The 24,542-nt window shown below is 58.1% G+C and carries 26 protein-coding genes; 16 read left to right on the top strand and 10 right to left on the bottom strand.

All coding sequences use genetic code 11. The features are described from left to right. The first annotated feature begins 194 nt into the window (after positions 1-194). Together RVY89_RS16215 and RVY89_RS16210 are read left to right on the top strand one after the other, a co-directional pair. Positions 195-797 carry an ATP-dependent Clp protease proteolytic subunit gene (locus RVY89_RS16215; protein ID WP_024909504.1) on the top strand — a complete coding sequence of 201 codons (603 nt, stop codon included), beginning with the start codon at positions 195-197 and terminating at the stop codon, positions 795-797. 135 nt (positions 798-932) lie between these two features. Further along, positions 933-2,054, top strand: a complete 1,122-nt coding sequence (locus RVY89_RS16210; RefSeq protein WP_484825874.1) for a ribosomal protein uL16 3-hydroxylase — start codon at positions 933-935, stop codon at positions 2,052-2,054. A gap of 61 nt (positions 2,055-2,115) precedes the next feature. Here RVY89_RS16210 and RVY89_RS16205 read toward each other — a convergent pair whose 3' ends face one another. Continuing rightward, positions 2,116-3,534: an aminotransferase-like domain-containing protein gene (locus RVY89_RS16205; protein WP_484825873.1), complete on the bottom strand. Its 1,419-nt coding sequence runs from the start codon at positions 3,532-3,534 to the stop codon at positions 2,116-2,118. Between the two features lie 176 nt (positions 3,535-3,710). Between RVY89_RS16205 and RVY89_RS16200 the strand changes: the two genes are divergently transcribed. Continuing rightward, complete coding sequence (locus RVY89_RS16200; protein WP_063154866.1) at positions 3,711-3,872, top strand: DUF1127 domain-containing protein; 162 nt, start codon at positions 3,711-3,713, stop codon at positions 3,870-3,872. Positions 3,873-3,912: 40 nt separating this feature from the next. Here the strand turns inward: RVY89_RS16200 and pdxR are convergent, their stop codons facing one another. Next, entirely contained in the window at positions 3,913-5,301 is a 1,389-nt protein-coding gene (gene pdxR, locus RVY89_RS16195) for a MocR-like pyridoxine biosynthesis transcription factor PdxR (protein ID WP_484825872.1), read from the bottom strand. A gap of 101 nt (positions 5,302-5,402) precedes the next feature. Between pdxR and RVY89_RS16190 the strand changes: the two genes are divergently transcribed. Continuing rightward, positions 5,403-5,882 (top strand): carboxymuconolactone decarboxylase family protein, encoded by a 480-nt coding sequence (locus tag RVY89_RS16190; protein WP_023310248.1) that lies wholly within the window; start codon positions 5,403-5,405, stop codon positions 5,880-5,882. Here RVY89_RS16190 and RVY89_RS16185 read toward each other — a convergent pair. Beyond that, positions 5,869-6,771 carry a LysR family transcriptional regulator gene (locus tag RVY89_RS16185; protein ID WP_484825871.1) on the bottom strand — a complete coding sequence of 301 codons (903 nt, stop codon included), beginning with the start codon at positions 6,769-6,771 and terminating at the stop codon, positions 5,869-5,871. The genes RVY89_RS16190 and RVY89_RS16185 overlap by 14 nt on opposite strands. 100 nt (positions 6,772-6,871) lie before the next feature. Here RVY89_RS16185 and RVY89_RS16180 point away from each other — a divergent pair, with 100 nt between their 5' ends. The 7 genes from RVY89_RS16180 to RVY89_RS16150 all read left to right on the top strand — a co-directional run bounded on the left by RVY89_RS16180 (position 6,872) and on the right by RVY89_RS16150 (position 12,573). Next, positions 6,872-8,287: an aldehyde dehydrogenase family protein gene (locus RVY89_RS16180; protein ID WP_484825870.1), complete on the top strand. Its 1,416-nt coding sequence runs from the start codon at positions 6,872-6,874 to the stop codon at positions 8,285-8,287. A gap of 152 nt (positions 8,288-8,439) precedes the next feature. After that, complete coding sequence (locus RVY89_RS16175; RefSeq protein ID WP_484825869.1) at positions 8,440-8,763, top strand: antibiotic biosynthesis monooxygenase family protein; 324 nt, start codon at positions 8,440-8,442, stop codon at positions 8,761-8,763. Next, positions 8,756-9,133, top strand: a complete 378-nt coding sequence (locus RVY89_RS16170; protein WP_484825868.1) for an amino acid-binding protein — start codon at positions 8,756-8,758, stop codon at positions 9,131-9,133. Before RVY89_RS16175 ends, RVY89_RS16170 begins: the two co-directional genes overlap by 8 nt. Continuing rightward, on the top strand, positions 9,126-9,821 hold the full coding sequence (locus RVY89_RS16165) for an ArsR/SmtB family transcription factor (protein ID WP_484825867.1): 696 nt from the start codon (positions 9,126-9,128) through the stop codon (positions 9,819-9,821). Before RVY89_RS16170 ends, RVY89_RS16165 begins: the two co-directional genes overlap by 8 nt. A gap of 151 nt (positions 9,822-9,972) precedes the next feature. Beyond that, positions 9,973-10,443 (top strand): MarR family winged helix-turn-helix transcriptional regulator, encoded by a 471-nt coding sequence (locus RVY89_RS16160; RefSeq protein ID WP_484825866.1) that lies wholly within the window; start codon positions 9,973-9,975, stop codon positions 10,441-10,443. Beyond that, a complete protein-coding gene (locus tag RVY89_RS16155) occupies positions 10,440-11,507 on the top strand; it encodes an HlyD family secretion protein (protein ID WP_484827946.1) in 1,068 nt (355 codons plus the stop codon). Before RVY89_RS16160 ends, RVY89_RS16155 begins: the two co-directional genes overlap by 4 nt. Continuing rightward, a complete protein-coding gene (locus RVY89_RS16150; RefSeq protein WP_484825865.1) occupies positions 11,497-12,573 on the top strand; it encodes a DUF2955 domain-containing protein in 1,077 nt (358 codons plus the stop codon). Before RVY89_RS16155 ends, RVY89_RS16150 begins: the two co-directional genes overlap by 11 nt. On the opposite strand, the gene RVY89_RS16145 is transcribed toward RVY89_RS16150, so the two are convergent. After that, positions 12,570-13,841, bottom strand: coding sequence for a DUF445 domain-containing protein (locus tag RVY89_RS16145; RefSeq protein ID WP_484825864.1), 1,272 nt, complete (start codon positions 13,839-13,841; stop codon positions 12,570-12,572). The genes RVY89_RS16150 and RVY89_RS16145 overlap by 4 nt on opposite strands. Before the next feature lie 242 nt (positions 13,842-14,083). On the opposite strand from RVY89_RS16145, the gene RVY89_RS16140 reads away from it, so the two are divergent. Genes RVY89_RS16140 through tssD form a run of 3 tightly spaced genes read left to right on the top strand, consistent with a single transcriptional unit; the run spans position 14,084 to position 15,450 of the window. Continuing rightward, the gene (locus tag RVY89_RS16140; RefSeq protein WP_008501321.1) at positions 14,084-14,446 is read left to right on the top strand and encodes a tlde1 domain-containing protein; all 363 of its coding nucleotides are present in this window, start codon (positions 14,084-14,086) and stop codon (positions 14,444-14,446) included. Further along, entirely contained in the window at positions 14,446-14,958 is a 513-nt protein-coding gene (locus RVY89_RS16135; protein ID WP_484825863.1) for a hypothetical protein, read from the top strand. Before RVY89_RS16140 ends, RVY89_RS16135 begins: the two co-directional genes overlap by 1 nt. Then, entirely contained in the window at positions 14,959-15,450 is a 492-nt protein-coding gene (gene tssD / locus RVY89_RS16130; RefSeq protein WP_484825862.1) for a type VI secretion system tube protein TssD, read from the top strand. 21 nt (positions 15,451-15,471) lie between these two features. Here tssD and RVY89_RS16125 read toward each other — a convergent pair whose 3' ends face one another. Continuing rightward, complete coding sequence (locus RVY89_RS16125; protein ID WP_484825861.1) at positions 15,472-16,098, bottom strand: LysE family translocator; 627 nt, start codon at positions 16,096-16,098, stop codon at positions 15,472-15,474. Between the two features lie 47 nt (positions 16,099-16,145). Then, positions 16,146-16,889 carry a helix-turn-helix transcriptional regulator gene (locus RVY89_RS16120; protein WP_484825860.1) on the bottom strand — a complete coding sequence of 248 codons (744 nt, stop codon included), beginning with the start codon at positions 16,887-16,889 and terminating at the stop codon, positions 16,146-16,148. Between the two features lie 151 nt (positions 16,890-17,040). Between RVY89_RS16120 and RVY89_RS16115 the strand changes: the two genes are divergently transcribed. Then, entirely contained in the window at positions 17,041-18,411 is a 1,371-nt protein-coding gene (locus RVY89_RS16115) for an NAD-dependent succinate-semialdehyde dehydrogenase (protein ID WP_484825859.1), read from the top strand. A 173-nt stretch (positions 18,412-18,584) separates the two neighbouring features. On the opposite strand, the gene RVY89_RS16110 is transcribed toward RVY89_RS16115, so the two are convergent. Continuing rightward, positions 18,585-19,130, bottom strand: a complete 546-nt coding sequence (locus tag RVY89_RS16110; RefSeq protein WP_371899398.1) for a YfaZ family outer membrane protein — start codon at positions 19,128-19,130, stop codon at positions 18,585-18,587. A 410-nt stretch (positions 19,131-19,540) separates the two neighbouring features. Here RVY89_RS16110 and RVY89_RS16105 point away from each other — a divergent pair, with 410 nt between their 5' ends. After that, on the top strand, positions 19,541-20,899 hold the full coding sequence (locus RVY89_RS16105; protein ID WP_484825858.1) for an esterase-like activity of phytase family protein: 1,359 nt from the start codon (positions 19,541-19,543) through the stop codon (positions 20,897-20,899). A gap of 80 nt (positions 20,900-20,979) precedes the next feature. On the opposite strand, the gene yjiA is transcribed toward RVY89_RS16105, so the two are convergent. The 3 genes from yjiA to RVY89_RS16090 form a co-directional block, all read right to left on the bottom strand. Then, positions 20,980-21,933, bottom strand: a complete 954-nt coding sequence (yjiA, locus tag RVY89_RS16100) for a GTPase (RefSeq protein WP_484825857.1) — start codon at positions 21,931-21,933, stop codon at positions 20,980-20,982. Positions 21,934-21,943: 10 nt separating this feature from the next. After that, positions 21,944-22,147, bottom strand: coding sequence for a YbdD/YjiX family protein (locus RVY89_RS16095; protein WP_023345387.1), 204 nt, complete (start codon positions 22,145-22,147; stop codon positions 21,944-21,946). Positions 22,148-22,243: 96 nt separating this feature from the next. Then, on the bottom strand, positions 22,244-24,397 hold the full coding sequence (locus RVY89_RS16090) for a carbon starvation CstA family protein (protein WP_484825856.1): 2,154 nt from the start codon (positions 24,395-24,397) through the stop codon (positions 22,244-22,246). Positions 24,398-24,542: the final 145 nt, after the last annotated feature.

Raw genomic sequence — 24,542 nt, 5'->3', positions numbered from 1 at the left:
ATCATTTAACAATATGATAATCATATGAAGTATAGCGAGCCGGGGCGGAGGCGGTGAAGGACCGAAACGCCGTTATCCGGTTGCCGTCCGGGTCCGCGATCGCCGCTTTGTGGATTGCGATCTGTCCGTGAGGACTTTGATCGGTAAAACAGGCTACACTCTGGTTTTGAGCGCGACAAGCTGAGGAAATAACAATGCACTACACACTGAAAGAAAGCGACAAGGAAAAGGCGGAAGGGTCAAACGGCGCGGGCGCTCTGCAGCAAAAACTGCTGGAGTCTCGTTCGATTGTGATCTCCGGTGAGATCAACCAGGAGCTGGCGCAGAAAGTGATCACCCAAATGATCCTGCTGCAAAGCGTCAGCAACGATCCGATCAAGCTGTACATCAACAGCCAGGGCGGCCACGTGGAAGCGGGCGACACCATCCACGACTTCATCAAATTCATTCGCCCGGAAGTGCACGTGATCGGCACCGGCTGGGTGGCGAGCGCCGGGATCACCATCTTCCTGGCCGCGAAAAAAGAGCACCGCTACTCGCTGCCAAATACCCGCTTTATGATCCACCAGCCGCTGGGCGGCGTGCGCGGTCAGGCGACGGATATTGAGATCGAAGCGCGCGAGATCATCCGCATGCTGGATCGCGTGAACAAGCTGATCGCCGACGCCACCGGACAGCCGCTGGAAAAAGTGAAAAAAGACACCGACCGCAACTTCTGGATGTCCCCGGCGGAAGCGCTGGACTACGGTATCGTGGGTAAACTGATTACCCACTATGACGAGCTGAAGCTGGATTAAGTTTTCGCGGCGTGTTTGTGTCGGGTGGCGGCTTCGCCTTACCCGACCTACGCGCCCTCGTTTGACCCATGACAAGTTCCCACTCTGCCTTCTTGCCTATAATCGCGCCTGTTTCCCTTCTCACTGGTGCTACCCATGGCGTATCAACTGAACCTGAACTGGCCGGAATTTCTTGAGAAATACTGGCAAAAGCAACCCGTTGTGCTGAAAAATGCCTTCCCGAATTTTGTCGACCCGATTACCCCGGACGAGCTGGCGGGGCTGGCGATGGAGCCGGAAGTCGATAGCCGCCTGGTCAGCCATTTCAACGGCAAATGGCAGGCCAGCAATGGTCCGTTCGAGCACTTTGACGATCTGGGCGAAACCGGCTGGTCGCTGCTGGCGCAGGCGGTGAACCACTGGCATATGCCCGCGGCGGAGCTGGTGCGTCCGTTCCGCGTTCTGCCGGACTGGCGTCTGGACGATCTGATGATCTCCTTCTCCGTGCCGGGCGGCGGCGTGGGTCCGCATATCGATCAGTACGACGTGTTTATCATTCAGGGGATGGGCAGCCGCCGCTGGCGCGTGGGTGACAAGCTGCCGATGCGTCAGTTCTGCCCGCATCCGGCGCTGCTGCATGTGGATCCGTTCGAGCCGATCATCGACGAAGATCTGGCTCCGGGCGATATTCTCTACATTCCGCCTGGATTCCCGCACGACGGTTTTACCCATGAAACGGCGCTTAACTACTCCGTCGGCTTTCGCGGGCCGAACGGCCGCGATCTGATCAGCAGCTTCGCCGATTATGCGCTGGAAAACGATCTGGGCGGCGAGCACTATAGCGATCCGGATCTGACCTGCCGAGAGCACCCGGGCCGCGTGGAGCAGTACGAGCTCGATCGCATTCGTCAGATGATGTTCGACATGATTAGCAAGCCGGATGATTTCACAAAATGGTTCGGCAGCTTTGTCTCCACTCCGCGCCACGAGCTGGATATCGCCGCCGCCGAGCCGCCGTACGCGCCGGAAGAGGTGCTGGACGCGCTGCAGGGCGGCGAAACGCTGTCTCGCCTGAGCGGCCTGCGCGTGCTGAACATCAACGGCAGCTTCTTCATTAACAGCGAACAGCTGGAGACGGTAGACGCGAAGGCGGCGGATGCGCTGTGCCGCTACACCGAACTCGGCCAGGCCGAGCTGGGCGATGCGCTGAAAAACCCGGCGTTTGTTGAAGAGCTCACCGGGCTGATTAACCAGGGATACTGGTACTTCGACGAGTAGTGCTGCACGTTTTTCTCCCTCTCCCTGTGGGAGAGGGGCGGGGTGAGGGCATCAGGCCGCACTAGCCCTCCTCCATCGCAATCACAATCGCTTCGCCCAGCTTCTTCAGCGCCTCGCGATTTTTGTCCGTCGGCGGCAGCGCCACGTTGATCCGCAGGCAGTTGCGGTACTTCCCGGAGGCGGAAAACAGCGACCCGGCCGCGGCCTGGATCTTCAGCCGACACAGCTGCTTGCTGACGCACACCATATCGACCTTCTCCGGGAGCTCAATCCACAGCAGGAAGCTGCCCTGCGGGCGCGTGACGCAAATCTCTGCCGGAAAATATTGCCGCACCCAGCAGGTGTAGGTTTCCATATTCTGCTGATAAATCTGGCGCATACGGCGCACGTGGCGATGGTAATGACCGTCGCGAATAAACGCCGCCACCGCCATCTGCGTGCCCGGCACGTTAAACCCGCCCGCGGCGTATTTCATGTGCATCACCCGGTCGTAGTAGCGTCCCGGCACAATCCAGCCGACGCGCAGGCCCGGCGCCACGGTTTTGGTAAACGAGCTGCAGAGGATCACGCGGCCGTCGATATCCATTGAATGAATGGTGCGCGGGCGCGGATACTCCGCCGCCAGCTCGCCGTAAATATCATCCTCGACAATCACGATATCGTGCCGCTGGGCGAGGGCCAGCACCTGCTTTTTCCGCGCCTCCGGCATGATAAACCCGAGCGGGTTATTGCAGTTGGGCACCAGGATCACCGCCTTGATTGGCCACTGCTCCATTGCCAGCTCTAACGCTTCGATGCTGATCCCGGTTTCAGAGTCGGTGGGAATTTCAATCGCCTTGATGTCAAACCCGCGCAGCATCTGCATGGTGCCGTGAAATGACGGCGATTCCACCGCCACGATATCCCCCGGTTTACACACCGAGAGCAGGGCGATAGAAAGCGCGCCGTGGCAGCCGTTAGTGATCACAATGTCGCTTGCCGAGACGGTAGAGCCGCCGTCGAGCATCAGGCGCGCGATCTGCTCGCGCAGCTCCAGACGCCCGTCAAGCACGTCATAGCTCAGCATCTCGCCAGGGTTATGCTGCGCGATACGGCTCATCTCGCGCCACAGGGGCTTCAGGCTCGGCTGGTTAATGTCCGGCGAACCGCCGCCAAAGGAGATCATCTCTTTGTCGGCGCGGGCGTCCAGCAGCATCATCACCTCATCCCACTGGGTGACGTCCACGGGGCGCTGCACCGGGCGCGTCATCGCCGGGACGGGCGGCTGGGCCTTGCGCGGTGAGACAAAATAGCCGGAGCGCGGCTGAGGCGTGATCAGCTGGAGGTTTTCGAGGATCTGGTAGGCCTGCTGTATGGTGCTGATGCTCACGCCGTGCTCCTGACTCAGCGTGCGCACCGACGGCAGACGTTCGCCGCTGCGATACAGCCCTTGCTCAATGCGTTCAGCCAGAAGATTGGCCAGATGTTGGTAGCGTGTCATACTGTATCCTTTGTTTTCACCATACAGATTATAAAACCAGTACAGATTGCGGCGAAAATTGCCATGCAGATACTGTTTTAGCGGATCTGTATGTTAAACAAAAGTTGTTTTTGCATCTGTATTGCATGGGTGGATTTCCGGGATGATAACCCCACTGACACAGTGAGGAGAGCATCATGGAATTCTACGAGAATCGTTCAAAACGTCCGTTTATTGTGTTCGTCTGGATCGCGAAAACGCTGCGTAACTGGTATCGCATCAACCGCACCCGCCGCATCCTGAGCCAGATGAGCGACGAGCAGCTCAAGGACGTTGGGCTATCCCGCAATGATATTTAAACCGTAGGCCGGGTAAGGCGAAGCCGCCACCCGGCGATGTTCAGCTCAACAGCGCAAGGGTCTGCCGCTTCGGCCTTTCCAGCAACTCCACCGCCTCTTCATACGACCGCACGTTGTTATAGCCCATCACCAGCCCGTAGCGTTTGCCCGACCCGCGATACCACTCCGAGAGCGCATTGACCTGCAGCTGCTGTTCCTGCCAGCAGCGCGCAACTTCCCGGTCACGGCTTCCTTTTGTCAGGAACGCCACGATATGCATCCCGCCGTCGTTTTGCTCGGTGAAAAACAGATCGCCATACACCTCGCGCAGGGCGGCAATCATCCAGTCGCGGCGGGACTGATACAGCGCGCGCATCTTTTTCAGGTGACGGAAAAAATGCCCTTCGTTGAGAAACGCGGTGAGGATCTTTTGCGTCAGCACCGGCTGGCCGCTGGTGGTAATGTCCGCGCAGTCGGTAAAGGATCCGACGGTGCTGGCGGGCATCACCACGTAGCCCATGCGCAGCGACGGCATGATGGTTTTACTGAAGGTGCCCATAAAAATCACCCGGTCGTGCTGGTCGAGGCTTTTCAGCGACGGCAGCACCTTGCGGGTGTAGTGAAACTCCCCGTCGTAATCGTCTTCGATGATCCACGCCTCGTTCTGGCTGGCCCAGTCGAGAAGTTGCTGCTTGCGCGGCAGGGAGAGCGTGACCGCCAGCGGGCTCTGGTGCGACGGGGTGACGATGGCAAAACGGGCGTCGCGATGGTGACGCAGCAGGTAGTCCGTATCAATGCCGCAGCGATCGACCGGCACGGTGTGCAGGCGCGGCACGATCCGCTTGAGCAGCTGCTGGCCCATAAAATAGCCCGGATCTTCAAACAATACCTTGTCGCTGCGGCTGGCGAGGGTGTCGAGGATCAGCCGCAGGCTGCCGCTGTAGCCGCTGGTGATCAGCACCTGTTCGGCGGTGCAGGATAGCCCGCGCGAAATATTGAGGTAGCTGGCGATGGCCTGGCGCAGCGGATACCAGCCCAGAACGGGCGGGTTGAGCATCTCCTCCTGACGCATGGCGCGCGTCGCCTGGCCTGCCAGCAGCAGCCACTTTTTGTACGGAAAGCTGTCGAGGGCGGGGATGCCGGGGCGCAGAAACCCCGCCCGCTCGCGCTGGCTGATGAGAGATGCCGGAAGCGCGCCGGTGGGCTGCTCCGCAGGGGCATTCTTATACGGCAACAGTAAGTCCGGGTTGACCCGCGTGCCGCGCGCGCCCTGGCTCACCAGATACCCTTCACCCGTCAGAATGGCATACGCCGTTTCGACGGTTTTACGCGCCACCTTCAGCTCTTCCGCCAGCACGCGGATGGCAGGCACCCTGTCGCCCGGCTTTAGCACGCCGCGCGTGATGTTGTCGCGATAGCGGGAATAAATCTCGTGATAGCCCGGCTTCATGTCCTACCTCGTTTCACGATTTTTGTATCTTTTTACTATGTCATGAACGGCGTAGATTTGTCTCATCGCATGATACATGCCGCACAAAAAGAGGAAAGACAATGAGCACTCGCGTTAACCACCATAAAGTTACACCTGCCCTCGCCAACGCGCTGTCTGCCCTGAGCATGGAGGTGGCAAAAACCTCCATCGACCCGGCGCTGAAGCACCTGATCGACATTCGCGTGTCGCAGCTGAACGGCTGCACCTTCTGCCTGGATATGCACTCGAAAGAGGCCAAAATCGCCGGCGAGCGCGAGCTGCGCCTGTACCATCTGGCGGCCTGGCGCGAGTCCCCGCTTTTCAGCGCCCGCGAGAAAGCCGCGCTGGCGTTCACCGAAGCGCTGACCCAGATTGGCGTTCACGGTGTCAGCGATGCGCTGTACCGCAGCGTGGCGGAGCACTTCTCGGACGTGGAGATTTCAGAGCTAAACTTCGCCATCGTGGCGATCAACGCCTGGAACCGTCTGGGGATCACTTCCCGCATGGCACCCGGCGCGCTGGACGCGGCTTACGGGCTGAATAAGGCTAACCTGGAATAATCCCGCGCTCGCGGATCATCGCCACCAGCGCCCGCAGTCCCGGCGGGACGTGGCGGTGGCCTGGGTAGTACAGGCGCAGCCCGGCAAAGGGCTGCGTCCAGTCGTTTAAGACGCTCACCAGCTCTCCATTCTTAAGTTCTTCCCGAATATAGAGTTCCGGTAAAAATCCCACCCCTAATCCCGCTTTCACGGCGCGGATCGAGGCAAAAAGATCGGATGTTGCAAAGCGCGGCGGCACGGCAAGCGCGTACGTTTCACCCCGACGCGCCAGCTCCCAGCGGTAGATCCCGCCGTGGGCCATACGCATGCCGATCCCCTGATGCGAAAGCAGATCGTCCGGCGTCTGCGGAATGCCGTGACGTGCAAAATAGTCCGGCGTGGCGGTGACGAGCTGGCGGATTTCACCGGTCAGCGGCACGGCGATCATGTCCTGCGGAACGGACTCTTCGAGACGGATCCCCGCATCATATCCTTCCGCGACGATGTCGATCATTCGCGCTTCGCTTACCGTTTCCACGCGCATTTTCGGGTAGCGGATCATGTAGTCGATCAGCAGCTGATCCAGAAACAGGGTGCCGATATGATTCGGCACGTTCAGCCGCAGCGTTCCGGCAGGTTCCCCGGTTTCGCTGTGGATCGCCTCGCTGGCGAGACGGATCTCCTGCAGGGCGGGGCCGATACGCGCCACGTAGCGCTGTCCGGCGTCGGTGAGCGCCACGCTGCGGGTGGTGCGGTTGAAAAGTCGCGTCTCAAGGCGGCTCTCCAGCCCGGCGATGGCGTTGCTGACCGCCGTGGCGGACATCCCCAGCTCATGCGCCGCGCCGCGAAAACTGCCGCGCCGCACCACAGCCATCACCACTTCCAGCTCTGTCAGACCTGAACGATGCATAGATTATCCTGAAAATCGAAACAACCCTTGCAGCATAGCGTGGATTATCGCAACGGAGAAGCCGTGACAGACTGGTCTCACACAGCCTGAGGAGGTTTATATGCACACCATCGAACAGATCTTTATTAACGGCGAATTTGTTACCCCGCACGGCACCGAACGGTTTGATTTATACAACCCGGCGACGGCGCAGGTCATCGGCCAGGTGCGCCTGGCGGATGAGGTTGACGCAGAACGCGCTATCGCGGCGGCGAAAGCGGCGTTTCCGGCGTGGTCGCAGACCACAAAGCAGGAGCGCATCGCCGCGCTGAAGCGCATGCACGCCGCCGTGGCCGCCCGTCAAGACGCGCTGCTGGATGCCATTGTCGAGGAGTACGGCGCGCCCGCCTCGCGCTCGGCATGGATGGCAAGCTATCCGGCAGAGGTGATTGCGCAGGCCATCGAGGCGCTGGAGGCGTTTGAGTTTGTCACTCCCGCAGGTGCCGCAACGGTGCAGATGACGCCGCTTGGCGTGGCCGGGCTGATTACGCCGTGGAACAGCGATGCCGGGTTTATCTGCGGCAAACTGGCGGCCGCGCTCGCCGCGGGCTGCACGGCGGTGATCAAGCCGAGCGAAATGAGCGCCCTGCAAACGCAGATTGTCACCGAAGCGTTGCGCGATGCTGAATTACCGCAAGGGGTATTTAATATCGTCACCGGACGCGGCGAGACGGTCGGCGAAACGATGAGCCGCCATCCGGACGTGGCAAAAATCTCGTTCACCGGTTCCACGAATACCGGCAAGGCGATCCTGCGCAACGCGGCGGAAAGCTTTAAGCGCGTGACGCTGGAGTTGGGCGGTAAATCGCCGACGATCCTGCTGGATGATGTGGATCTCGCTCAGGCGATCCCGCTGGTAATTCAGGCCGGGTTTATGAACAGCGGACAGGCGTGCGTGGCCGGGACGCGCATTCTTGTGCCTTACTCGCGCAAGGCGGAGATCGAAACCGCGCTGGCGCAGGCCGTGGCGGCGGTGAAATCCGGCGACCCGCGCAACAGTGCGACAGACGTCGGCCCGATGGTCAGCGAGAAGCAGTGGCTGCGGGTGCAGGGCTATATCCGTAAAGGCCTCGAAGAGGGGGCACGCCTGCTGGCGGGCGGTGAAGGGCGACCGGAAGGCACGCAGGACGGCTGGTTTGTGCGCCCGACGCTGTTTGCCGACGTGAACAACCGGATGACGGTTGCCCGTGACGAGATTTTCGGCCCGGTGCTGTGCGCGATCCCCTATCGTGACGAGGCGGAGGCGATCGCCATTGCCAACGACACCGACTACGGACTGAGCGCGATGGTGCTGGGCAGCGATGTGGACCGCGCGCGACGCGTGGCGCAGCAGATTGTTTCCGGTCGCGTGCTGGTGAACACCCTGGCCCATGAACCGAAAGCGCCGTTCGGCGGCTTCAAGCACTCCGGTTTGGGGCGCGAGATGGGCGAGTGGGGAATTCGGGCGTTTATGGAGCCGAGGTCGATTGTGGGCTAAAACCCGCCCGGTGGCGCTGCGCTTACCGGGCCTACATGAGCTCGTAGGCCGGATAAGCGCAGCGCCATCCGGCGCAACACTTCGCTTCTTGCCGAAGCATTGTGCTTTTCCATCCTGCATTCTCTCCCCAACATCACAACGGAGAGAAAACCATGATCGCAGTCCTTTTCGAAGCTAAAGCCGCGCCTGCCCATCAGGCGCGCTACCTGCAGCTGGCCGCCGAACTCAAGCCTTTGCTGGCCGACATCGACGGCTTTATTGATATCGAACGTTTTCAGAGCCTGACCACCGACGGCAAAATTCTTTCGCTTTCCTGGTGGCGGGATGAAGAGGCCGTCCGCCGCTGGAAGCACAACGTCTTTCATCAGGCGGCGCAGGCTGAAGGGCGGGAGTCGATTTTTGCGTACTACCGTATTCGGGTGGCGCAGGTCGTGCGGGAATATACTTCTGAAACCGGAGGGCATGCCGATGTATGACGTTCATGTGATTTTTAGAGACAGGCCCGGCGAGCTGGCGAGCTTTGGACAGCTGCTGGGCCGCAATGGCGTGGGGTTGGAGGGCGGTGGCGTATTTGGTACAGATGCCCATTTCCTGGTGGAAGACGGGGAAAAAGCGCGACGCGTTCTACTCCACGCCGGGTTTATCGTGCAGGCGGTGCGAAAGCCGGTGATCAGAAAGCTTAAGCAGGAACGCCCCGGCGAGCTGGGCGAAATCGCGGCGGCGCTGGCGGCACGCGGTGTGTCTATCCTGACTCAGTACAGCGACCATGCGAATCACCTTATTCTGCTGACGGATGATGATAAGCTGGCCGCTGAGATCACCGAACCCTGGGCGGCCCATGCTTAAGACGAGTTTACCTCCTGACAATAGCGCGATGCTGGAAAAGGCGATTGCCGCGGTGGCGGCAGCTATGGCCGATCCGTCGCGCGTGAAGATGCTCTGCGCGCTAATGGACGGACGGGCGTGGACGGCAACCGAACTGAGCGCGGCGGCAGACGTTGCGCCGTCGACCGCCAGCGGGCATCTCGCCCGGCTGGTGGAGGGAAAGCTGATTACCTGCCTGTCGCAAGGGCGGCATCGCTATTATCGCCTTGCCGGGCACGACGTGGCGGCGCTGGTGGAGCAGATGATGGGGCTCTCCTGGAGCCGCATTACCCCGCCGGAAACCACCGCGCCGAAAGCCATGCGTGAAGCCCGGACCTGCTATGACCATCTCGCAGGCGCGGTGGCGGTGCAGATCTATGATTTCATGCAGGCGGAAGGCTGGCTGGAGGCTGACGGTTCAGCGTTGACACTCTATGGCCGGGAGCAGTTCCTGAAACTCGGCATTCCGTTAAGCGCTCATCCGCGTCGGAAGGCCTGCTGCGCCTGCCTGGACTGGAGCGAACGGCGGTATCATCTGGGCGGAGAAGCAGGCGCGTTACTGCTTGACCATCTGGAAAGTAAAGGCTGGATCCAGCGGGTGGCGGGATATCGGGAGGTGGTAGTGACGGCTTCGGGAAAGGCTGCAATTAAGGGGCTTTTTAGCCGCTAAACTCCACTGAGGGCTGGTGCCCTCACCCCGCCCCTCTCCCACAGGGAGAGGGAGAACATCGTTTTCGCAATTCCTGCGCTTTTACCTCTCGTTTCTTGATAGTTACCCTGATAACTATTATCTTGGCCGCGTGTGACGAGAGGTTTCCCCCATGAGTGAAGAAGAACTGTTCTGCCGCAGGCCGATGGGTATGCGGATGGCGATGATCGTGCGCCAGTGGCGTGCCGTCATCGACGATGCCATTCTCGATACCGGGTTAACCCAGTCGAGCTGGACGGTGATGATGCAGCTTCATCAGCTCGGGGATAACGTCTCAATGAGCGAGCTGGCGGAGGTGCAGGGCATTGAACTGCCGCCGCTGATGCGCACCCTGACACAGCTGGAAAAGCAGGGTTACCTGCTGCGCGCCGTATCGCCTTATGACAAGCGCATCCGGCTTTTGACGCTGACGCCTGAGGGAAAAGCCCTGTTACTAAGGCTCACTCAGGTGATTGAGACGTATCAGGCTCGCGTATCGCAAAACATCGCGCCGGAACATCTCGACATTTTCAGCGCTACGTTGAATCAAATCGCCTGCAATTTGCGGACAATCCGCGAAGAAGATAACAAGACCGAAAAATAATGACCCCTGAACAAAAGTTTGCCCGCTGGGTAAGGGTGAGTATTGCCTCTTTCCTGCTGATGTTTGTCTACTTTATCGTCGCGGATATCTGGATCCCGCTGACGCCGGACTCCACCGTGATGCGCGTGGTGACGCCGGTGTCTCCGCGCGTCTCCGGCTACGTGGCGGCGGTACATGTTCATAACAACAGCCAGGTGAAGAGAGGCGATCTGCTGTTTGAGCTCGACGACACGCCGTTTCGCAACAAAGTGGAAGCGGCGCAAATCGCGCTTGAGCAGGCACGCCTGTCCAATCAACAGCTGGATGCGCAGATCGCCGCCGCGCAGGCCAGCCTGAAAACCGCCGTGCTGACCGCGCGTAACGACAAAGTGACCTTCGACCGCTACCAGAAGCTGAGCACGCTGCAGAACGTCTCGCAGGCGGATCTGGATAAAGTGCGCACCACCTGGCAGAGCAGCGAGCAGTCCGTCAGCTCCATCCAGGCCAACATCCATAACCTGCGCATTCAGCGCGGCGAGCGGGACGAGCACCGCAACGTGACGCTGCAAAAATACCGTAACGCGCTGGATGAAGCGGAGCTGAACCTCGGCTGGACGAAGGTCTACGCCCAGGCGGACGGCACGGTCAGTAACCTGCAGTTAAGCCCTGGCTTTTACGCCTCCTCGGGTTCGGCCGCGCTGGCGCTGGTAAACAACCAGACCGATATCGTGGCTGATTTTCGCGAAAAAAGCCTGCGCCATACCCATCAGGGCACCGATGCGGCCGTGGTGTTTGACGCCTTCCCGGGACACGTTTTCCGCGCCCACGTCACCAGCAGCGACGCGGGGATCCTTGCAGGTCAGGAGGCCGTTAACGGCCAGCTCTCCGAGCCGGAAACCTCCAACCGCTGGGTGCGCGACGCTCAGCGCATGCGCATTCACGTGACGCTGGACGAGCCGCTGCCGAAGCATCTGCCTACCGGCGCCCGCGCGACCGTGCAGCTTTACAACAGCGAAGGGCCGTTTGCGCGTTTCTTCTCCGGGATGCAGATCCACCTGGTAAGCCTGCTTCACTATGTCTATTAGTACCCTGGCGCGGGTCTTTACCCCGCACGGCAACATCGTCTATACGGCAAACGACTTTCGCCAGACCCTGCGCATCGTCTTTGCCGGCATGATTGCGCTCAGCATCTCCAGCTTCTACAACACCAGCTACGGCGTGTTTTTCGTGGTCTACCCGATCATGCTGTTGTCGCTGGTGCCGGTGTTTAACCGCCACGTGGCGAAGCAGTTTATCTTCAGCGCCGCGCTAAACTGCGTTGAAATGGTGATTATCATCGGCTATCTGTCGCAATGGCCGGTCATCATGACGCTGGTGGTGTTTGCCCTGTACGTGATGCGCTTTCGCTTTATGAGTAAAGGGCCGCTGTTTTTGTTCGGTTCGATGGGCGTGGTGTGCCAGAGCGTGATGCTCAACTTTATGAGCTACCCCACCACCAACTGGCACACGCTGCTGTTTTCCAACATCGAAGCGAGCGTGATGGCGGTATGCCTGAGCGCGCTGATGAACTATCTCCTGCCGGACGTGGAGCCCCGCAAGCCGCCGCCGCTGATTGAGAAAGACGACGCCCGCGTGCGCCACGAGTCGCTGCTCTCCGGTACCGTCGCGACGCTGATATTCGTCGTTTTTCAGATCAGCGACTTAAGCGATTCGCTTTCGGCGCTGATGGCGGGGATTTTAATCCTGTTCCCGATGCACTATCGCGGCGCGGTGATGAGCTCCATCTGGCGCGTGGTCGGCGTGGTGCTGGGCTGTCTCTATATTCTGGTGGTGCAGCTGATCCTCTACGATCACAGCAGCCATATGCTGCTGATGATGCCGCTGATCGGCCTTGGGCTGGCGTTTGGTGCGCGACTCCACGTGATGGAGAAGGTGGGGGCGGGCGTGGGCTTCTCCAGCATCACCACCATCGGGATAATGTTCGGGCAGAACATGCACCCGGACACTGACCTGGTGTTCAGCGATCTGTACCGCATCACCTCCGTTACCTTTTCGCTGGTGGCGACGCTGACGATGGTCTTTCTGGTGCACCTGATCCTGAACCGCTTCGAGGCGACGCGCTACGTCATCGCGCCGCCCAACGCGGATTAATGTCCCAGCACGGCAGGTAGCTGCGAGAGTAAAAACAGGATCAGGCCAATCGTCCCGCCCACCAGGGTGCCGTTGACGCGGATGAACTGCAGATCCTTGCCAATGTTCAGCTCAATCTGGCGGGACATGTCTTTGGCATCCCAGCTTTTCACCGTGTCGCTGATGTGGCGTGTCAGGAACGCGGCAAAATCCGGCGCGAGGCGATGCGCGGCCTGCTCCAGATGCTCGTTCAGCGAGGCCTGCAGGTTCGCGTCGTTCGTCAGCGTTTCGCCAAACCACAGCCCGGCGTTGGCGATGCGCTGCTTCACGCGCGAGTCCTCGCTTTGCATATCCGCCTTCAGCCACTGGCGCAGGTCGGCCCACATCTCGCCCAGATAGCGGTTAAACGCCTCATCGTTTTTCAGATAGTGCTTGATGTTGTCGGCTTTCGCGGCCATGTCCGGATCGTTTTTCAGCTTGTCGATAAGCTTCAGCGTGGCGCGGTCAAACGCCTGGCGGATCTGGTGCGTGCGGTCGTGGCTGATATCGTCCAGCAGCGTGTTGACCGCGTTCGACACCATCTCCGCGCTTTGATCGCCCAGCCACTCGGTGGGCAGGACCATCGCCTTGCGCGGATGCTCGGTTTTGAGCCAGTGGACGATCTGGTCGGCGATAAAGTCCCGCGTGCTTTCCCGCTGAATTAAAGTAATCAGGCGATTGATGATGGCGTCCAGCAGCACCTGATGGCGATTGTTTTTGGTCATGCTCTCCAGCATCACGGCGCTGGTTTCGGTGAAATCGACCTTGTCGATGGCCTTATGCACCGCGCGTTTGAGCAGGCGCTGAATGCGCCCGTCGTCGGTCAGCTCAAGAAAACCGCTCATCACCTGCATCAGATGCAGCCCGACGCGCTGGGCGTTGTCGGGCTTGCTGAACCAGGCACCAATCATTTGCGCGGGCTCATAGCGGCGAATCAACGCCACCAGCGACTGGGTATCGAGAAACTTCTCCTGCACGAACTGGCCGAGATTGTCGCCGATCCGGTCTTTATTGCGCGGAATAATCGCCGTATGGCGGGAGATAAAGGGAATCGGCACCCGGCGGAACAGCGCGACGACCGCAAACCAGTCAGCCAGCGCGCCGACCATCGCCGCCTCGGCAATGGCCTTGACGCCGCGCACCCAGAAGGTCTGCGGCAGGAACAGGGTGGTGATAAAGGCCGCGGCGGCAACCAGCAGCAGCGACAGCGCCAGCAGCTTGGCGCGTTTGAGTTCAGCTATTTTTTCCATGGGTTAAGGATAGAGGCAAGTGAACCAAAAGTGCAAAACTGGTGTAAGGGGGAGACGCATTCTCAGTGTGAACAAATGGCGTCTATATAAAAAACATATACATCTAAATTATCTATTATTAATTTTTCTATATTTTTTGTGCTTATTTATATTCGGATGTAATGTTTTGTGACCGTCGTAGTCATTTTAACGCTCCTGTTAGCCATAAGATAAAGGGCTATTTATGAAAGGAGATGGTATTGATGACATGGGAGTATAAAGTTTCGACAGGGGTATTGAGCCATAACGGCGAGTTTGTCGCTAACTGCTACAGCGGTGCGGGTGAATCGAAAGATAAGCCAGAGTGTGAAAGTCAACGAAACAGAGGCCCCATTCCCAGAGGTATTTATTTTATTGCCGGGTGGAATAATCATAAAAGTGCAGAGGCTATTATTCTTGAACCTATAGCGGGGACCAATACCTTTGGTCGAGATCATTTTCAAATTCATGGTGATAAAAAAGGTCAGCCGCCAGGTTCTGCATCAGCTGGTTGCATCATTATGAACGGTCAGGACAAGCGTCATATGATTTATGATTCGGGTGATACAATACTGGTGGTGCGATAATGAAGTATATTATTGCGCTATTATTCTTGTGCTTACCGGTGGGTTTATTTGCCAAAAACCACACTCCTGAACAGATCTTGCAGATGATAAACGGCAAAGGCGCCATGTCTGTTGTCGCGGAACTGGATTCAAATGATACGGGTGAGTCGGAATGGTGGAATCATGTGATCCCGGAAATAAGCAAAGGTAGCCATGCCTGGTTAGCCGTTGCGAGTGCCCTTGAACCTGGGGTGGATGCCAGTACTGCTGAAGATCTAAAGGCGGCACTTTCAAATGCTATTCCGCATAACCCTGCGGGCGTTTTGGCAATCTTAAAAGACGATAAGCCGTTACTCACTGTTGAACAAATTTGCGCGTTTGCTAATTTCCCCGAAACGGAGGCAGAGAGTAATAAGCTTTTTGTGGATTCAATCAGGGAGATGTTCAAATTAAAAAGCCCGGAGGGTAAAAGATGTCTCGCCGTTATGATCTCAACTGTCGAACACTCTGTTCCATTCGATAAGGATATGTAAATGGCCATTCCGGGATATATGTCATTAACTGACGATGCGGGTAATAGCATAAAAGGCAGCGTGAAAGTTAAAGACCGTGAAAACCAGATTGAGGTTTTGGGGCTCTATCATAACGTAAGCTATAATTCTGACCTGCATAATGGCAGAGTGTTGAGCAAACGGCAGCATCGTCCCTTTCTTATTGAGAAGGAAATTGATGCATCGAGCGTTTTTCTCTATAAAGCACTCAGCACGGGCGGTACGCTCAGCAAAGCGACTATCGACCTTTACAAAATCAACGATGCCGGTCAGGAGGAAATCTATTTCAGGATAATGCTGGAAGCGGTGAAGGTCGTCACGGTGTTTTCATTAATGCATGACGTGAAAGAGACTTACCATGAAAAACAGGGGCATCTTGAGCTTGTTCTGCTTCGTTATGAAAAGATTACCTGGCATTACCGTGACGGTAACGTTATTCACTCGGATGACTGGGATTATCGGTTAGGGGCATAGAAAACGGCTGATTAGATTCTTTCATATCACCCGCCACAGCACCCACCCGCCAAACCCCATCAGCACTGCCCCCGCCGTGCGCTCAATCCACCACAGCGAACGGCTAAGCTTCTGCTGAATCGCCGATAGCCCCATCAGCGACACCAGCGCCAGATCCCACGCCAGCACCACCATTATCATCCAGACGCCGCAGGTCGCCTGCTGAAGCAGCGTGACGTCCGGCCCCAGTAGCGCCGTCATCAGCGCGAGATAGAACAACGCATTCTTCGGGTTTAACAGCGCCGAACCGAGCCCCAGCAGGATCTGCTTGCGCAGCGAAGGGCGGTGCTGACGAGTTTCATTCAGCGCCAGCGCCTGCGGTCGGCTGCGCACCAGATGCGAGCCGATCCACAGCAGATACAGGGCCCCGCAAAGCTCGATAAGCGTAAACAGCCACGTTAACTGGCGCAGCGCGCTCCAGCCGATAATCACCAGTAAGATATACAGCCCGTTGCCCGCGGCGATGCCGAAGCACAGCCCAGCGCTGCCGCGCAGCCGATAGCGCGCGGCGTAGCCCACCAGCAGGAAGAAGTCCGGGCCCGGGCTTAGCAGGGCGACAAAGTGCGCTAGCGCCAGGGCGAGAAAAGCGGAAGGGAAGAACAGTTCCATAGCAACCTCGGTTAACAATCCGAGGTCAGACTACGGTGATGCAAACGCTATTTATTGTCAGATATTGATCGGCCCGTCGCGTACTGGCGCGGCGTGGCGGCGGTATAGCTGACGAAGGTCTTATGAAAATGGCTCTGATCGGCAAAACCGCTCTGGTAGCTAACGTCAGCGATGTCGTCCCCTGCACGTAGCCGCGCTTTGGCGAACTCCACGCGGGAGATGTTGAGGAAGCTGCCCGGCGTCAGGCCGGTGTCCTGCCGGAAGGTGCGGATCAGCGTCTCCTTGCGCAGCGAGAATCGTTGGGCAAGCTCGTCGAGCGAAGGCGGTGCGGCCAGGTCGGCAAGAAACGCCTGCCGCACGAACTGACTGGTTGAGCGAAGCGCGTCTGCGTTATCCGCGCTGCGGGGAAGGGCTGAAAGCAGCGTGTCCACGGAGGCAGGCGACATCGTCTCAACAATCTCAAGGTAGCGCTTAAAGAGCGTACGGTCGCGAATCACCTGTAGCGCCAGAGGAAGCTCGGTGTCGATATAGAGCATATGATAGCTGCGCGGATTCCCGGCGACGGGATTGCAGCTGTGCGGCGCACAGGCCGGGATCACGATGAGGTCACCGGGGTTAAGGATGTACTCTCTGTCATGACACTCGCAGCAGGTCTGGCCCTCCACAATCGCGCCGATGGAAAGCTGAGGGTGACTGTGGCGTTTGTACGCATGCGTACTCTGCCAGGTACTGCGCAGCTCAAGGCCTGAGGCGCGGTGAAAAGTCTGGCGGACGTGTCGGGTAGCGGTCATATGAACTCCTTCTGGACGTTTTTTATACCACGTCAGCGAACCGTCTGGCAGCGCTTCATTAAGAACCTTCCGGATATACCCAACTTTACGTCCATAGCCAGTCACGTTGACTACCCTTAATACCCTAAGCGGTAAAACAAGGAGATTCGACATGGCTTATCAGACAGTAAATCCTGCCACTAACCAGCTCATCAAAGAATACCCCTCGCATACCGACGCGGATATCGAAGCGGCGCTGAAGGCGGCCGATGCGCTTTATCATTCGGACTGGGCGAAAGGCGACATCAATCAGCGCCTGCCGGTGCTGCATAAGCTTGCCGACCTGATCGACGAGCGCGTGGAGGATCTGGCGAAAATCGCCAGCCAGGAGATGGGTAAGCTCATCGAACAGAGCCGCGGCGAGGTGAAGCTGTGCGCGCAGATCGCCCGCTACTACGCAGACAACGCGAAGCAGTTCCTGGCTCCGGTGAAGTATCAATCCGAACTCGGGGAAGCGTGGGTGGAGCATCATCCCATCGGCGTGCTGATGGCCGTTGAGCCGTGGAACTTCCCCTATTACCAGCTGATGCGCGTCCTGGCACCAAACCTGGCGGCGGGTAACCCGGTCATCGCCAAGCATGCCAGCATCGTGCCGCACTGCGCCGAGACCTTTGCCCATCTGGTTCGCGAGGCGGGCGCGCCGGAAGGGGCGTGGACCAACCTGTTTATCTCGTCCGATCAGGTGGCGAAGATTATCGCTGACGATCGCGTGCAGGGCGCCGCATTAACCGGCTCCGAGAAGGCGGGCAGCGTGGTGGCCGCGCAGGCGGCGAAGCACATCAAGAAATCCACGCTGGAGCTGGGCGGTAACGACGTCTTCGTGGTGCTGGATGATGCAGACCTTGAGAAAGCCGTGAAAATTGGCGTAAATGCGCGCCTCAACAACGCCGGGCAGGTCTGTACCGCGGCGAAGCGCTTTATCCTGCATGAAAAGATTGCGGATACCTTCCTGAGCAAATTCACCGAGGCGTTTAAGCAGGTGAAGATTGGCGATCCGCTGGACGAAAGCACCACGCTGGGGCCGCTGTCGTCGAAAGATGCGCTTGAAACGTTGACCAAACAGGTTCACGAGGCGGTGAAAAACGGCGCGACGCTGCACTATGGCGGCAAGCCGGTGCAGCACGACGGGAGCTTCTTTGAACCGACGATCCTGACGAACATCTCGCGCGACAACCCGGCGTACTTTGAAGAGTTCTTCGGCCCGGTAGCGCAGATGTACGTGGTGAAAAGCGACGACGAGGCGGTCGCGCTGGCGAACGACTCCCACTACGGCCTGGGCGGGGCGGTATTCAGCCAGGATATCGAGCGCGCGAAGAAAATGGCGTCCCGGATCGAGACCGGGATGGTGTATATCAACTGGCTTACCGATACCGCGCCAGAGCTGCCGTTCGGCGGCGTGAAGCGCTCCGGTTACGGTCGCGAGCTGTCGGACCTGGGGATCAAAGAGTTTGTGAACCAGAAGCTGGTGGTGGTGCGTAAGTAAGAGGTAAAAAAAACCTGCCAGACGGCAGGTTTGCTATGAATAACGTCTTCGCCTTTCTTGCCGGGTGGCGCTGCGCTTACCCGGCCTACAATGTGCAACAATTTTAATATATTGCCCCTTTCATTGTAGGCCCGTGCAAGCGTAGCGCCGCCGGGCGAAACGCACAAACAGGCTTAGAAGGACACTCCACCGCCTACATATGCGCCGTCAATCAGCGTGTGGTTAGGACGACCGTCTTTGCCATCAACGCTTACGTGACGATAACCCACCTTCAGCGTCACCGGCTTCACTGGTGTCCAGCTTACGCCGCCGTTCGCTTCAACGTAGTTTTTCACGCTGTTGTTCAGGCCGTCTGGGGCAACATAGCCTTCACCGAATACCCTGATGCTGTCGGTCAGGGCAACGTTCACACCGCCGCCGATCGGGAACGCCACGCCGTTATCGCCTTTCTTCGGGCCAACGTAGAGGGCCTTAGCGCCTGCGTTCAGCATCACCGGGCCGACTTCGAAGTTGTAGCCTGCACCCACGCCACCGGTCGTGGTGCCGTCGTCGGTGTTTTTCAGCCAGCTACCTTCGGTGTACAGACCGGAGGTTGATTTACCCATTTCCACGTTCAGGTTAGTGAAGTTCTTACCCTGCTCAATGCTGCCACCCATGGCCAGTGCGGAGCCTGATACGGCGGTCAGAGCGGAAAGAAGGAGAACGTTGAGCTTTTTCATGAGTTTTTCCTCGTCATCAAATTAATCTGAGGGCACCTTAACAATAGCTGTTTATCTCTGCAAATGTGATTCTTGTCGCGTTTTTATGCTGATTTTGTTGGGTTTTTGAATTTTAAATGTTGGTTTAATGTTGGCCCGGCAAGGAGTCAATACGTAATGCATTCGTGTTTATGAATGGTTCAGGATTTTAATTAAACGTACGCTGAACGAGCCGGGGAATTTAGTTCCTGATGAATTAATTGAGTTTCTAATAATTTCCAAAAGTGTTTCAGTTGTCACAGATAAAGACACAGGTTTACATTTCTGGAGGTGGTTATACGTTCCGCAACGCCGAGTCGCTTTCCGCCATGTCATTTTTCTGACACGTTTATTCTTTACGTTGTTGGCTTCAATTACTGGATGCTAACAATATGAAAAGAAAAATTATTCCTGTGCTTATCGGTTGTGCGCTCTCTTTCTCTGGCCTTGCGGCGCAGCCTACCGCTGAGCGCTATGTCGTCAGTTTCCCTGACGGCTCCCATGTGAAATACAGCGGCGCGTTTGCCGATGCGTTCCCGAACGGGCTCCCGGTGGGGATTGGTTCTGGCCTGCTGTTTACGGGCAAGCAGGGCGATGCACTGACGTTTGCGACCGTGACCGATCGCGGTCCCAACGCCGATGCGCCAAAAATGGGTAAAAACGAAGCCAAAATATTTGTCACGCCAGATTTCGCGCCGCTGCTGATGACCATCCGCGTCCAGAACGGCAAAGCGGAGGCAACGGATGCCCGTCCGCTGCATGACGATAAAGGTGAGATTAACGGTCTGCCGCTGCAAAGCGGCGTGATTGGTTCCACCAATGAAGTGGCGTTCAGCGATACCTTAAAGACGCTCCAGGGTGACAACCGCGGACTGGATACGGAAGGCATCACGCCGGACGGCAAAGGCGGCTACTGGCTGTGCGACGAGTACGGCCCGTTCCTGATTAACGTCGACAGTAAAGGCAAGATCCTTGCGATCCACGGACCGCAGGCCGCGGAAGGCGAAAAATCCATCGCGGGCGGTCTGCCAAACATCATCAAATGGCGCCAGCCCAACCGGGGCTTTGAAGGCCTGACCCGGATGCCGGACGGACGGATTATCGCCGCCGTGCAGAGCACGCTGGATATCGACGGTAAGAGCAAAAAGCAGGCGCTGTTTACTCGTCTGGTGAGCTTCGACCCGGCGACCGGCAAAACCGCGATGTACGGTTACCCTATCGACAGCGCGGCCTATGACAAAAACAGCGACGCCAAAATCGGCGACATCGTGGCGCTTGATAACCAGCACATCCTGCTGATTGAGCAGGGAAGCGATAAAAACGACGGCATGCGTAACCTGATTTACAAGGTGGACCTCAGCAAGGCGAGCGATCTTTCCGCCTTTGACAAGCCGGGCGAGTACCCGGAATTTGATGATGAGAAAAACCTGGCGCAGCGCGGTATTACCCTTGCGTCAAAAACGCAGGTGGTCGATCTCCGCGCGCTGGGCTGGCAGCAGGAGAAGGCTGAAGGGCTGGCGCTGATCGACAGCAAAACGCTTGCGGTGGCGAACGATAACGACTTTGGCGTGAAGGTTGCGATGCAAAACCCGGTCGAGGGCAAGAAGCTCAAGGATTATCGGGTGAATGCGGAAGGCAAGCTGACGCTGGATGATAAACCGGTGGAAACCACGCTCAGCGTGAAGCCGCTGAAGAAGCCGGAGTCGGACAGCGAGTTGTGGATTGTGACGCTGCCGGAGGCGGTGAAATAAGTTTACCGCTCACCCCTCACCCTAACCCTCTCCCCACAGGGGAGAGGGGATTGTTCGGAGCGCATAGTTAAGCGGGGAGGCTATTTCTTCAGCCCCGCAAACGCCGCCCGAATCTCCTCTTCCGGCAGCTGTATACCAATAAACACCATCACGCTGTGCGGCGCTTCATCGCCCCAGGGTCTGTCCCAGTCGGCGCTGTACAGGCGCTGCACGCCCTGGAACAGCAGGCGGTTGGGTTCGCCGTCAATCCACAGCATCCCCTTGTAGCGCAGCAGCTTGTCGGCAAACGACAGCAGCAGGTTCTCCATTACGCGGGAGACTTCGCTGATATCCACCGGATAATCCAGCTCCACCACAATCGACGTCACGTCGTTTTGCTTGTCTCCCATAAAGTGGAAGCGCGGTTTCGCGGTGACGTTCTCCTCCAGCATAAAGCCGTTGGTGTTGAACAGCTGAGACAGATCGATATCGCCGTGCGTTACCGCGTAAATTGGCGCGCGGGAGTTGATGCGCGTCAGGCGCTCGCGAAGTTTAACGCTTTCGCCCGCCACGTCGGTTTTGGTCAGCAGGATGCGGTCGGCGTAGCCCACCTGAGACTGGGCGATGGTGAACTGGTTCATCTGTTCGTCTGCGTGGACCGCATCAACCAGGGCAATCACGCCGTCCAGCAGGTAGCGCTGGCAGAGGATCTCGTGAGAGAAAAAGGTCTGAATAATCGGGCCGGGGTCGGCCATGCCGGTACACTCGATCACCAGCCGGTCAAAGTCGATTTCACCGCGGTCGCGGCTGTCGAGCAGGTCCAGCAGTGCGTCTTCTAATTCGTTAGAGCGGGTGCAGCATATGCAGCCGTTGGTCAGGGTTTTGATCTGCGTGGCGCGATCGCCAATCAGCTGGTCGTCTACCGAGACTTCGCCAAATTCGTTTTCGATGACGGCGATTTTGAAGCCGTGCTGCTCGTTCAGAATGTGGCGCAGCAGGGTGGTTTTACCGGCGCCGAGGAAACCGGTCAGCAGGGTAACGGCAATCGGGGTCATGGTCTCTCCTTTAGCAGCAGCGGACGCCGCCTTCTCCACTTCCGCCGTAGCGCGCTTCCTGACGCTCGCGGAAGAATTCGGTGTAGGTCATGAACGGCTTATCCGGATGGTTGGTCTTCATATGCTCAACGTAGTTGTCATAGTCCGGAATGCCAATCAGCATTTTCGCCGCCTGACCGAGGTATTTTTTTGCTTCGCCTAAGTTACCAAACATAACGTGTCCTGATAAGAAAAAGCCCGGTGGCGCGCAGCGTTCCGGGCCTACAGTACCGTTGTAGGGCGGGTCAGCGCAGCGCCACCCGCCATTGTTTTAGTGATGTGAAGAGGTCTTCACGCCGCCTTCCGGCACCGGCACGTACGGGGTTTCTTTGTCCGTACGGCCTTCAGCGTTACGCACTTTCAACCAGGTTTTGATGCCGTAGAAGATAATGCTATACACCACCACCAGGAACAGAATGCTCAGACCCGCGTTGGTGTAGTTGTTCACCACGATATGGTTCATGTTGGCAATCTGCTGGGCAGTCAGGTCTGCGCCGCCTGCGGCAATTTTCTCTTTGTACTGGTTAGCCATGAAGAAGAAGCCTTCCAGCTGCGGGTTGGCGCTGAACAGCTTCAGGCCAAGCGCCCAGGTGGTGCAGAGCAGCAGCCAAAGCGCAGGGACAACTGTTACCCAGATGTATTTGGTGCGCTTCATCTTCACCAGTACTACGGTGCCGAGCACCAGCGCCACGGCAGCCAGCATCTGGTTGGAGATACCGAACAGCGGCCACAGGCTCTTCACGCCGCCGAGCGGGTCGACAACGCCCTGATACAGCAGGTAGCCCCACAGGCCAACGCAGCCCGCGGTACCGAGAACACCGGCGACCAGAGAGTCGGTTTTCTTCAGGAACGGTACGAAGTTACCCAGCAGATCCTGCAGCATGAAGCGGCCCGCACGGGTACCGGCGTCCAGCGCGGTCAGGATGAACAGCGCTTCGAACAGAATACCGAAGTGGTACCAGAAGCCCATGTCCGCCCACGGCAGCACTTTGTGGAACACGTGTGCGATACCGACAGCCAGCGTCGGTGCGCCACCGGCGCGGTTCAGCACGGACGGTTCACCGATGTCCTTCGCGGTCTGCATGATCTGCTCAGGCGAAATCACGAAGCCCCAGGAGCTGACGGTCGCCGCCGCGTGTGCGCTGGCGTCTTTCAGCTGCGCCATAATCAGCGCCGCGTTGTCGCCGCCCATCTCGTGCAGGTTAGGCATGGTAATGCCGAGACCCGCCGGTGGGGTGTTCATCGCAAAGTACAGACCCGGTTCGATGATGGACGCGGCAACCAGCGCCATGATCGCCACGAAGGACTCCATCAGCATCGCGCCGTAGCCGATCAGGCGTGCGTCTTTCTCGTTCGCCAGCAGCTTAGGCGTGGTACCGGAGGAGATCAGGGCGTGGAAGCCGGAGACCGCACCGCAGGCGATGGTGATGAACAGGAACGGGAACAGGGCGCCTTTCCACAGCGGACCGGTACCGTCGATGTACTGGGTCACAGCAGGCATTTTTAGTTCAGGGTTGATGATCACAATCCCGATTGCCAGCCCGACGATCACGCCGATTTTCAGGAAGGTCGCCAGGTAGTCACGCGGAGCCAGAATCAGCCACACCGGCAGCAGTGCGGAGATAAACGCATAACCAATCAGCGCGAAGGTGATGGTGGTGTCCTTGAAGGTCAGCGCCGGGCCCCAGTACGGGTCGTGCGCAATCACGCCGCCAAAGTAGATGGAGGCCACCAGCAGCACGATACCAATCACCGACACTTCACCCACGCGTCCCGGTCTCAGGAATCGCATGTAGATCCCCATGAACAGCGCAATCGGCACGGTTGAGCAGACGGTGAATACACCCCACGGGCTTTCGGCCAGCGCTTTCACCACGATCAATGCCAGCACCGCGAGGATGATGATCATAATCAGGAAGCAGCCGAACAGGGCGATAGTCCCCGGCACGCGGCCCATCTCCTCTTTGACCATCTCACCCAGAGAGGCACCGTTACGGCGAGAAGAGATAAACAGCACCATAAAGTCCTGCACCGCACCCGCCAGCACCACGCCCGCCAGCAGCCAGAGCGTACCCGGCAGGTAGCCCATCTGCGCGGCCAGTACCGGGCCGACCAGAGGGCCTGCACCGGCGATCGCGGCAAAGTGGTGACCAAACAGCACGTAGCGGTTGGTTGGCACGTAGTTCAGGCCGTCATTGTTAATGACCGCCGGAGTGGCGCGCGTCGGGTCGAGCTTCATGACCTTCTGCGCGATGTACAAGCTGTAGTAGCGATAAGCAACAAGATAGACGGAAACGGACGCGACCACGATCCACAGGGCGCTTACGTGTTCGCCCCGGCGTAATGCGACAACCGCCAGACAAAAAGCGCCGAGGATCCCGAGTAAGGCCCAGGGCACGTGCTTCAGTAGTTTTTTAGTATCCATAGTAAGACCTGGTTTTTTATGTAAAGAAAAAAGGGTCAGGGTTCGTTGTGAGGAGGTATTGATTAATGCTGGAGCGATCGTGCCAGATCCTCGCGCGCGTAAAGGACGGTAAATGAATGAGTGGTTGAAAGTGCCGGGTGAGCGG

Source organism: Enterobacter sp. 3U4 (assembly GCF_057224565.1).
This window is presented reverse-complemented; position numbering and strand designations above follow the sequence as displayed.